This window comes from Streptomyces sp. NPDC029164 (assembly GCF_055563995.1).
Genome location: NZ_JBVHWW010000076.1, coordinates 1 through 10165 on the forward strand (window position 1 = coordinate 1; position 10165 = coordinate 10165).

General features: G+C 72.7%; 13 protein-coding genes. 4 read left to right on the plus strand and 9 right to left on the minus strand.

Annotated features, from left to right (window positions below):
• Positions 1-134: 134 nt before the first annotated feature.
• From ACZ4VT_RS36970 to ACZ4VT_RS37010, 9 genes are all read right to left on the minus strand, one after another.
• Positions 135-716: a DUF2231 domain-containing protein gene (locus tag ACZ4VT_RS36970; RefSeq protein WP_467955741.1), complete on the minus strand. Its 582-nt coding sequence runs from the start codon at positions 714-716 to the stop codon at positions 135-137.
• A 93-nt stretch (positions 717-809) separates the two neighbouring features.
• On the minus strand, positions 810-1241 hold the full coding sequence (locus tag ACZ4VT_RS36975; protein WP_467955742.1) for a CBS domain-containing protein: 432 nt from the start codon (positions 1239-1241) through the stop codon (positions 810-812).
• A gap of 30 nt (positions 1242-1271) precedes the next feature.
• Entirely contained in the window at positions 1272-2576 is a 1305-nt protein-coding gene (locus tag ACZ4VT_RS36980) for a cytochrome P450 (protein WP_467955743.1), read from the minus strand.
• A gap of 44 nt (positions 2577-2620) precedes the next feature.
• Positions 2621-3037 carry an actin-binding ADF family protein gene (locus tag ACZ4VT_RS36985; RefSeq protein ID WP_467955744.1) on the minus strand — a complete coding sequence of 139 codons (417 nt, stop codon included), beginning with the start codon at positions 3035-3037 and terminating at the stop codon, positions 2621-2623.
• Between the two features lie 46 nt (positions 3038-3083).
• Complete coding sequence (locus ACZ4VT_RS36990) at positions 3084-3344, minus strand: hypothetical protein (RefSeq protein WP_467955745.1); 261 nt, start codon at positions 3342-3344, stop codon at positions 3084-3086.
• 78 nt (positions 3345-3422) lie between these two features.
• Positions 3423-3623, minus strand: coding sequence for a hypothetical protein (locus ACZ4VT_RS36995; RefSeq protein ID WP_467955746.1), 201 nt, complete (start codon positions 3621-3623; stop codon positions 3423-3425).
• 169 nt (positions 3624-3792) lie between these two features.
• The gene (locus ACZ4VT_RS37000; RefSeq protein WP_467955747.1) at positions 3793-4689 is read right to left on the minus strand and encodes an oxygenase MpaB family protein; all 897 of its coding nucleotides are present in this window, start codon (positions 4687-4689) and stop codon (positions 3793-3795) included.
• A 463-nt stretch (positions 4690-5152) separates the two neighbouring features.
• Complete coding sequence (locus tag ACZ4VT_RS37005; protein WP_467955748.1) at positions 5153-6205, minus strand: MBL fold metallo-hydrolase; 1053 nt, start codon at positions 6203-6205, stop codon at positions 5153-5155.
• Positions 6206-6412: 207 nt separating this feature from the next.
• The gene (locus ACZ4VT_RS37010; protein ID WP_467955749.1) at positions 6413-7789 is read right to left on the minus strand and encodes an acyltransferase family protein; all 1377 of its coding nucleotides are present in this window, start codon (positions 7787-7789) and stop codon (positions 6413-6415) included.
• Positions 7790-8237: 448 nt separating this feature from the next.
• On the opposite strand from ACZ4VT_RS37010, the gene ACZ4VT_RS37015 reads away from it, so the two are divergent.
• From ACZ4VT_RS37015 to ACZ4VT_RS37030, 4 genes are all read left to right on the plus strand, one after another.
• Positions 8238-8561 carry a hypothetical protein gene (locus tag ACZ4VT_RS37015; protein ID WP_467955750.1) on the plus strand — a complete coding sequence of 108 codons (324 nt, stop codon included), beginning with the start codon at positions 8238-8240 and terminating at the stop codon, positions 8559-8561.
• A gap of 52 nt (positions 8562-8613) precedes the next feature.
• Positions 8614-8886 carry a hypothetical protein gene (locus tag ACZ4VT_RS37020; RefSeq protein ID WP_467955751.1) on the plus strand — a complete coding sequence of 91 codons (273 nt, stop codon included), beginning with the start codon at positions 8614-8616 and terminating at the stop codon, positions 8884-8886.
• Between the two features lie 53 nt (positions 8887-8939).
• Positions 8940-9392, plus strand: a complete 453-nt coding sequence (locus ACZ4VT_RS37025; protein WP_467955752.1) for a hypothetical protein — start codon at positions 8940-8942, stop codon at positions 9390-9392.
• A gap of 111 nt (positions 9393-9503) precedes the next feature.
• Positions 9504-9950, plus strand: coding sequence for a VOC family protein (locus ACZ4VT_RS37030; RefSeq protein WP_467955753.1), 447 nt, complete (start codon positions 9504-9506; stop codon positions 9948-9950).
• The last annotated feature ends 215 nt before the right edge of the window (positions 9951-10165 follow it).

Consider the following 10165-nt stretch of genomic DNA (forward strand, 5'->3'; position numbering starts at 1 on the left):
GACATGTGGTGGCCGTCGAGGACGGGGGCGCCGGGCGCCGTGCCCACGGGGCCGGGGGGGGGGGGGTTCCCCCCCCCCCCCCCCCCCCCCAGGCCCCCCCCCCCCCCCCCCCCCCCCCCCCCCCCCTCCCCCCGTCAGGTCGCGGGGTGCGCTCGGACGGCCTGACGGTAGGCCACGTGCCCGCCCAGCGCGCCGGTGACGGCCACGGCGGCCAGCCCGCCCAGTGACCACAGCCGGCCCTTCGCCGAACGGCCGCGGAGCCGCGCCGTCAGCGACAGGGCGTAGCAGGCCACCGCGGCCGCGTTGGAGACCGCGTGGGCCAGCCCGACCCGGGCCTGCTCCGGCGGCAGGTCGGCCCAGTCCGCCCAGCCGGCCATCGCTGCCGGGGCGACCCCCACCAGTCCGACGCCCGTGAGAGTGGTCGCCGCACGCTGGGCGCCCGGTACGACCTCCAGTACGGCGGCCGACAGCCAGCAGCCGATCGGCACCTGCACCAGTACGGGATGCAGGGGGTGGCCCAGCGGCCTGCCACGCAGCAGATCACGCATGCCGCCCAACGGGAGCGCGCGAATTCCCCGCTGCACCACCCTGATCGCCGGATCGGCCACCGTCGTCCGCTCGATCCGGTCCAGGGCCGTCAGCCAACCTGCCGATGCCGCACCGAGGGCCGAAGCCTGCCCGGTCGGCTTCGCGGTACCGGGGACGTGTGAGTTCATACCCGACGCCTACCCGGAGCCGCGCGGCCATCCCGCCGTGGCCGCGACTGCACCCGAACGGACGGCCTGCCAACGGCGCAGCCGTGGAGGGCGTCAGGTGCCGGGCTCCGCGGCCGAGATCGCGGCCAGGGCCGAGCCGGGGTCCTGTTCGACCGCGAGGTCGCCCAGGGTGACGACTCCGACGAGTTCGCCGTCCTCGGTCTGCACGGGCAGACGCCGCAGCGCGTTCCGGCGCATGAGATCGAGCGCGTGGTCGACACCGTCGTCAGGCCGTACGGTGACCGGCGCACTGCTGCAGACGGCCTGCACGGTCGTTTCCGCGGGATCCCTGTTCTCGGCCATGGCGCGCACGACCAGGTCCCGGTCGGTCAGGATGCCGCGGAGCCGGCCCTCGTCGACGACGAGGACATCCCCGATGTCGGCGTCCCGCATCACCCGCGCCACTTCCGCCAGCGACGTCGACTTCTCGACGGCCACCGGATTCTTGGTCATCACCTCGTGGACACGACGGACACGTCGGGTCATGGCTCCTCCACTGCTGGGCACCACAAGCTCTCACGACTGGCGCTGGAACCGCCGGGCGCGCTGACTCCTGGGCTGATGTGCGACCTCCATGACGAATCCGCTCCGTGGCCGGGTCGGGATCCGGCCCAGGGGGATGGACAGGTCCTGCTGCGGTACGGCGAAGTCCAGTTCGGCCACGGCCGGAGCGAGCGCGGCGAGCAGGGACACGGTGATGTCCTCGCCGGGGCAGCGGTGGCCGGTCCGTGCGTCGCCTCCGCCCTGGGGGATCAGCATGTCGCGGTCGGGCTCGTGACCGAGGAAGCGCCCGGGGGCGAAGTGGTACGGCCGCTCCCACAGATCCGGGTCGTGGTGGTGCCCGTACACGTCGAGGAGGAGGTGGGTCCCGGCGGGGATCTCGTGACCGTCGAGGGTGAGGTCGTCGACGGCGACGGCCCCGATGAAGGGGATGAAGGGGTAGAAGCGCCGGACCTCGTGGGCGAACGCCCGGGCGTACGCGGGCCCACCGGAACGCAGCTGTTCGCGCCCGCCCGGATGGCGGTGGAGGGCGTGGGCGGCGAAGACGGCGAACCACGCGATGGCCACGGTGGGCCGGATGATGTTCAGCAACTCGACGGCCGCCGTGTGCGGATCGAGCAGGGCGCCGTCCTGATCGTGGTGCCGCGCGACCGCCTCCAGCGGGCTCCCGGCCACCGCCGCGTGCCGGGACGGCGCGAAGATGCCGTCCGGGTGCGGACCGGTTCCGCGGAGGTCGATGACGGCGGCGGCGAGGGCCTGCTCCTGCCGGCGCCGGGCGTGCCGGGCCCGCAGCCGCCGCGGTCCGGCACCGGCGGAGCCGTCGATCATGGTGACGCAGTCATCGGCGATCTCCCGGGCCGCGTCCTCCGGGACCGGCAGACCCACCCAGTCGCAGACCGCCCGCGTGAGCAGTACGGCCACCTCGTCGAAGAGGACCACCCGGCGGCCTTCCCAGCCCGGCACGGCTTCGCGCCAGCCGCGCTCGATGCCCTCGGTCAGGGCCCGGACGGCACCCGGCGACATGAGGAGGGAGACGAACAGCTCCTTGCGCACCCGGTGGGGCGGCCCGTCCAGGCTGTGCACCGCTCCCTCGCCGAAGAGGGGGTCGAGCACCTGTGCGGGAAGGGCGCCGTGCCGCTGGACGTGGTCCGTGCCGTAGAAGAGGGTGACGGCCCCGGGGCCGTGCACGAGCGCCGCGGGACGACCGAACAGGTGGGTGCGGACCACGGACTCACCGTGATGGGCCCGACGCAGGTCGGGACCCCATGCGTAGCCGTGGGCCAGCAGGGACAGGGTGCTGTCGGTCAACAGAGCGGACATGTTCTGCAACACCTACCTGGTCACGTTCAAGTTCACGGCCACGGTCAGACCGCCTGGGATGCGAGCTCGTTATAGGCCAGGTGGGACAGGTTCGTGGCCCGGACGGTGACCTGGATGCCGTCGAAGAGGTCCTGGACGACGCGATCGGCTGAGGAGTAGGCGAGCTTGTACGCGGGCAGCGCCCCGTCGGGGATCCAGAAGATCATCACAAGGCCGCTCCTGCGGGCCCCGTCCGAGGCGGCGAAGTGCAGGTCGTACACGACGACCCTGGGCTCGTCGGCCGGCAGCGACGCCAGCATCTCCTCGTGCGTGAGATTGCCCTGGCTCTCGACGACCACCGTCTCCAAGGAGTCGTTCAGCCGATAGACGACCGTATTGATCTCCCGTTTGCTCTTCAGCTCCTGCAAGGCGCTCAGGCAGCTGTCGTCCACGGTGATACCCGAGCTGCTCAAGCTGCTCACGGCGATCTCCGATCTTTCCGGGTGCAGTGTGGATGGGCGCCCCCGGTCAGCGGTCTCCGCGCTCCTCGGTGCGATCGTCTCCCGCCGGATCGTCTCCCGGCGCCTGCTGCCGGATCTGTTCCTCCCGGCCGATCCCCGGGCGTTGCCGCTTGGCGGAATGGCCTGCGGCGCCTCGGCGATCGGTGTCCCCCGTACGGCCGACGACGGCTTCGTCCGCTGCCTGGCGGGCCTCGCGGTCCCCGCTTTCGCCGATGGCCTCCGACGGCGGGGTGGGCGCGCGGTGACGCTGCTCCTTGGGCTGGCTCATGTCGCACCTCCTCGATGCACCCGGGCCGGTCTGCCGGTGGTACGCGGGCCCGCTCGCGTCGGTCGTCGTCCCGCGGCCTCAGTCGTCGCGGGGGCTCACCCAGCGTGTGCCCTTCCCGCGCGGCTTCTCGGGCTGCTGCGGGCGGTCGAGGCGGCTGGCCTCGTCCGTGTCGGCGGCGGCCGTCTTCCCATCATCGCGGCGGTCGGCGCGCGGCGCGTGTCGGTCCTCTTCCTGCCCGTGGTGCAGCGGGACTCCTCCTGCACCGCCCTGGTCGTCCATGGCCGTCCTCCTGCTCCTCGCTCCAGCTCCTCGGGTCGCTCCTGCTTCTCGAGCCCCCTGGTGGCGGCTGCCCGGCCCCCGGCCGGCGAAACCCCGACGCGACGCAGCCGCGCGCCACCGGGCCCGTACCCGCCACCGGGCCCCGTACCCGCCATCGGGCCGGTGCCCGTCACGGCGTCGGCTGGCCGGCGGCCCAGGCCGGTACGGGCGCCGGAGGCAGCGACCACCGGACCAGCCGGACCGCCGCGCGGGCCGCGGGCCGGACCCACCACCGCTCCAGCGGTAGCCGCCGGGGCAGTCCCAGCTCCGCCCGGGCCCAGTCCGGCAGCAGTACGACCGCGCCCGCGGCCAGGGCCGCGTACGGCAGGCGCAGGGCCCACGGCAGCGGCGGGTGGCGGAGGATGAACCGGGCCGCCTCCCTGGCTTCGGGGGTACCGCGGAGCCGCGGCCGATGCTCCTCGATGCGGGCGGCGAGTTCCGCCACGGTGCGCGGCGGGTCGGTGACGCCCAGTGCGGCACCGACCAGCGCCATGCCGGCCACGTACGCGTCCTGATCCGGCCCGCTCAGCCGGCGGGCCCCGTACTGCTGGTGGGAGCGCAGGAAGCAGCTCAGCTCGGCGTCGTGCACCCATGCGAGGAGGGCCGGATCCGTCGCCGCGTACGGCTCACCCCCGGGTGCCCGTCCGCGGACCGTCCTGTGCACCGCGATGACCCGGTCGACCGCGCGCTGGGCGTCGTCGGCCGTGCCGAAGGTGGTGAAGGCGAGGAAGGTGCTGATGCTCTGGAGCCTGCCCCAGGGGTCTTCCCGGTAGGCGGAGTGCCGGGCCACGGCGGCCATCGCCAGGGGGTGCAGGGACTGCAGGAGCAGGGCGCTGATCCCGCCGACGAACAGGGCGGCGTCGGCGTGGACCCGGCGCACCGGGTGGTCCGGCCCGAACCAGCGCGGACCGGGCGTGAGGTGGATCCGGTCCCGGGTGGCCGGGCCGTCGGGTCCCGCCACCCGCAGGAAGAGCGCCTCTCCCAGCCGAGCACGGGCACCTGTGACCACCGTCCTCCACTGGCCCATGAGAGCAGTATGCCCACAGGCCGGCGCCACGGGTCGGCTCCACCTGCCGGGCCCACCTGCCGGCCCACCTGTCGGGTCCCACGGGCCGGCGCTCCGGGGCCGCCGCACGCTGCCGTCTGGGCCCGCAGCCCGGGGGCGGCAGCTCAAGCGCCGTCGCCGGGGGTTCGCCGGCTGCCCCGTTCCGGCCGGGGAAGGGCCGGGGGTCGGGGCTGCCGGGTGCCGTGCGGATCCTGGCGGCAGCCCGTCGTGCGACCGGCCGCTGCCGCGTGGCATCGGGGGAGGTGCTGCGCGGCAGCGGCCCGGTGCGAAAGCACCTCACCCCCACGGTGTGGGCTTTCGTCATCCCGCGTGTTGCCCGTCGGCTTCTTCGTAAACGCCCCCGGTCGAAGGTGAGAGCTGTGCGCGGGGTGCGGGCGGTGTTCTGAGACCCCATCAGCCATAACAGACGTGCCGCAGAGTGGGGTTACGGGGAGTCCGGCTTCGGGTTCCGGAGCGCGGGCCGGGACCAGAGCGCGTCGATGCTGTCGGACTCCGGCCGCAGTCCCAGCTCGTGGAGCTGGTTGACCGCCGACATGGCGGTGAACATCGCGTTCGGGTTGGCGCCGCCGCCCCCCAGTTCGGCTGCACGTTCCGCGAAGCCGGCCGTGAACGCGCTCGGCCGGACCTGCCCGCTCTCCCCGGTCAGCCCGAGTGCCGCCGCCTGGAGGGCTGTGGCCTGCTCCAGCAGCCCGTCCAGGTAGGACACGACCTCGGCGCCGCGGCGCAGGGCGAAGGTGTGCCCGTCGGTGAGGGTGGTGGCTTCCCCCTCCTCGAAGAGGAGGGCGACGGAGCCGAGGACGGTCTGGAGCTTGAGCTGGTCGGCATCGGCCATCGCACCGCAGGGTCCGTTGCCCTCGTCGGACAGGTGAAGGACCCCGCAGTCCCGCAGGTGCACGATCACATGCCCGGCGCAGTGACCCTGACTGCGCAGCACGCGCACCGCCCCGTCGGCGAAGGTCCAGCCGGTGAAGCGGAGCGAGCCGATACGAATCCGCTCCAGCGGCCGCTCCTCGTAGGTGCGGGTCGCCGCGCCGAAGGGCCGCATCGGCTGGAACAGCGACAGCAGCCTGCCGGCCAGTGTGGCCGGCGCGGGCAGTGGCACCAGCCCGACGATGCGGTCGAAGGACCACACCCAGTACGCCGCCGGGTCCCGCATCTGGTCGAGGTCGAGGGCGGGTACGTAATGCTCCACCGGCACACCCCACTCGTCGGGCAGGTCGTTGTTGCCGACGTGGTCCAAGTGGCCGTGCGTCGTCAGCACCAGGGCCCGGGACCAGCTCCCGACCCGGTCCGTCGCCTCCCGCAGCGCCGTGCGGAAGGCCGCCGTGACGCCGGTGTCGACCACTACCAGGGTGTCGCCGACCCGGTGGACGAGGGCGTTGGCGACGTCCGGCCGATCGTGCTCGACGGACAGTTCCTGCCCGAGGACCAGCACGGTCCGCTCGTCGATCTCGATCAGGTCACCGAGCGCGGTCATGGATCCTCCCGCGGTCCCGTCCGGGTCCGACCCGCCTCGACGCAGTCGATCGCGCGTCCCCTGCGAACGAGCGTACGCCGCGCCGGCGTGGTGTCCCGCCGCCGCGAGCGCCGTCAGCAGCGACGGGTCTGGTACGGCCTCCCGGCGACGACGCACGCAGAGCGCGGCCGTGCGGCCGCGCTCTCAGGCCCGGGACGTGCCGGGCCCTCAGGCCCGCGACGTACCGGACAGGGCCGCGTCGGTCTCGGCAGCGGCCCCGGCGGGGGCAGTGGCAGCAGCCGCGGGCGTGGCGGCCGCCGCGAGCACGGCTCGCGGCCAGCGGCGGTCCGCCGCCTTCTGCACGCGTCGGCCGAGTCGCTGCATCGGCATCTCGACCAGGCGGTACATCAGGTAGCTGACGGCCATGACGACGCCGAGGAAGATCACCGTCCAGACGATCCGTCCGAGCGTCGAGGACGGCTGCGGCGGAACGCCCACCAGCGGCTCGACGGTGCGCAGCAGCGGGATGTGCAGCAGGTACACCGAGAAGCTGATCGCGCCGAGCCAGGTCAGCACCTTGGGGAAGCGGCGCTCCCGGAGCAGGAAGCCGATGCCGAAGAGCGCCCAGGCGGCGAGGTACGCGATCGACCAGGCCTTCCAGCCCGCGGACCAGGTCCGCTCCAGCGCCTCGCCGTGGTTGTACAGCCATCCGACGACGACGCCCGCGACGACGACGAAGCCGCAGGAGAGCAGGGCCGGGACCCGGGCGAGCTGTCCGTGCTGCGCCCGGTACACGACGGTACCGGCGAACATGGTCGCGAAGATCATCCAGGTCTCGAAGGCGGGGGCCCGGCTGTTCAGTGTGACCAGGACCAGGCCCACCCCCGCGAGCACCAGGGCGCCCGCCCCGGTCGGCAGGCGCTTGCCGCTGAGCACGCCGACGAGCCCCGCGAGCACGATCGGCGTCACGATCAGCACGAGCTGCCGGGCCGAACCGATCTCCGCGCTCACGAGCTGCGTGCCGACGGCCGTGCCGACCGCCAGCGCGACACCGGCCAGACCCACCGCGATCGGCGCACTGTGCCGGTGCAGGCCACGGGTGAACAGCGCGGTGACGAGGAAGTAGAAGACCATCTCGTAGCACAGCGTCCAAGTGACGTTCATGCCGTTGATGACGCCGAGCAGGTCCTGGAGCATCAGGCCGTTCGCGACCAGCGAGGCCAGGTCGTCGCCGGTGCGCAGCAGGGCCACCGATCCGTCCCCGGCCGGCAGCATCATGATCGAGAGGACGAACGCGGCGATCAGGGCCGGGTAGATCCGGAAGATCCGGCCGATCCAGAAGGCGCGTACGTCGCCCCGTCGCTCCAGCGACGCCGGGATGATGTAGCCGCTGACGATGAAGAAGAGCATGACGCCGAACAGGCCCATGTCGAAGTTGCGCCAGACCATGCCCCCGAAGGGCAGCATCCTGAGCACGTCGAAGTGGTGCAGGGCCACGATCAGAGCGGCGATGCCACGGAGCGCATCCAGCCAGCCGAGCCGGGCACCGGGTGCGGCGGCCGGGGCGGCGGACGTCCGCTGGGTGAGGGGGGATATGAACTTCACGCAGGGACGATAGCCGACCCTCGGGGGTGTCCCGTCGTCCGTGGATCGGCCGCGGTCGGTGGCCCGATCCGGTCCCCGGCCCCTCGCGCGACGCCACGGCGGCCCAGGGCCCGACGGCTGGCGCGAGTGGCTCGTGGCCGCCGCGGCTGTGGCGACTGTGACGAGGGTCGCCTGCCGGACGGGGGGCACTGCGGCCCCCGGTAGCACCCGGGTACGGGCGGGGCGACGATGGGAAGGCGGCCCTGGCCCTCGGTCGGCCCGAATCCCCGGCGAGGGGACGGCGTCCCACTCGCGGTGGGCGGTACGCGGCATGCGGTACGTGGCCAAGGACGCCCGTACCGGACGGGTACGGGCGACCACTGAGCGGGCCCGAGGAGACTGCTCGGGCGCCGGGCGCCCGGCGCCGGGCGTGCAGCCGCGTCCCGATTCGTCCCGGTAAGGAAGCCCCATGAACCGTCGCACCCGCCTCCTCGTCCTCAGCCCGCTCGCGGCGATCACCCTCGTCGCTGCCCCGACCGCCCTCGCGGCGGTCGCCCAGTCCCCGCCGACCGCCGTCCCGGCCGCGACCTGTTCCACCTCCGGCGTCCTCGGCAACGGGAAGGTGCACCTCTCCGGGGGCGGCTTCACCCCGGGCCCGGCCTACGTGTACGGATCGGCCGGCTTCGGCGGGACGGTCGACATCGCCGAGAACGGCGGCTTCCAGGTCATGAACGTTCCGCCCGGCCAGTACAGCGTGCGGCAGGGTGGCGAATTGACCCAGTGCAGCGGCTGACAGGTCGTCGGGCGGGCCGTTGAAACGGACGGCGAGCGACATCCTTCGGGCCTTGCCGGTCGACCAGCTGGCGCAGATCCTGCTCGGTCTCGTCGCCCGCGGCTGGATCGAGGTCCGCAGGGTCGCCCCATGGACTTCCCCCGCAGGGCAGGAAGGGTTCCAGCACGGTGAACCGGTGCCTCGTGACCAGGTTCAGGTGCTGCTCTGCGACGCGGCCAACCGGGAGTACCCCGAAGACGGCAACTGGATCGGTGCGTTGACCCTGGTCGAGACCGCGGCGGGAAGGAAGATCACCCACATGTCGCCCGAGGGGATGGCCGAGTAGACCAGGGCCTCACTGGTAGGTTCACCCCACACGTGGGAGAGGTGGGTGAGCAGGTGGACAGCGCTCTGAGGTATGCGTCGGTGATGGTGCTCATCGAGCTCGCGCGAAGCCGTGACTACCGTGACCGGGCGGACGCAGGCCGTGCCCTGGCGGGCCTTGCCGAGAGGCCGGAGGCTGTCGGGCCCCTGCTGGAGCTCGTCCTCGACGCCGGTGACACCTTCGTCACCCGTGTGACGGCGCAAGCCCTGCTTCGGCGAAACGGCAAGGTCGGACTCGCGATCGTCGCCTCCGCGCTGTCAGCCGCCGACCCGAATCACCGCGATTGGATCTGCACCGCGATCACGGATGTACTCAGCATCTTCTCCTCCGACCGGGACGACGCGATGCAGCTGTCGCAGGAGTTGTTGTCGGCGGGCAGCGATGACCGAGTTTCGCAGGGGGCTCGTGAGCTGCTCAAGATCCTGGCCGAGATCGACCCGGTCCTGCGCCCCGTAGCGCGGGGCTGACGCGATCGCGGGCCCCAGGTGGGGCGCTGTGACACGTCGACAACGGCCTGGCGGCTCCGTCCCAGGGGTGGACGCGGTCACTGAGGCCGTACGACACCCAGGAGAGCCGGCGTGACGATCCAGCGCATGGACAACGTCCTCATCGTCGTCGACGACCTCGACGCTGCCCTCTCGTTCTTCGTCGAACTCGGGATGGAGCTGGAGGGCAAGGCTCCCATCGAGGGACGGTGGGTGGAGCGGGTCATCGGGCTCCAGGACGTCCGACAGGACATCGCGATGCTGCGGACCCCGGACGGCCACGGCCGAATCGAACTGGCGAGGTTCCACACGCCGAAGGCGATCCGCTCCGAACCGAGGACGGACGTACCGGTGAACACGCTGGGCATTCGCCGCATCATGTTCGCCGTGGACGACATCGACGACGTGGTTGCCCGCCTGCAGCGCACCCACGGCGCAGAACTCGTCGGCGAGGTGGTGCGGTACGAGGACACCCATCGCCTCTGCTACGTCCGCGGCCCCGAGGGCATCATCGTCGGACTGGCCGAACAGCTCAGCTGAAGGCCGCCGAAGGGGACCGTGCCGACGGGGTACCCCGAGGGCCGAGGATTTCGCTGCCTTCGACGCGCCCGTCTCCTTCGATTCGGGTCCGTCACAGGCCGCGCACCTGCCCTCGAAAGCGGTACGAACGGTGCCGGAGGGTGACATTCGGGGCGCTGGGCGGTGAGGCGCCCCACAGGACCCAGGTCACATACGAACGACGGTAGTGGACCGCG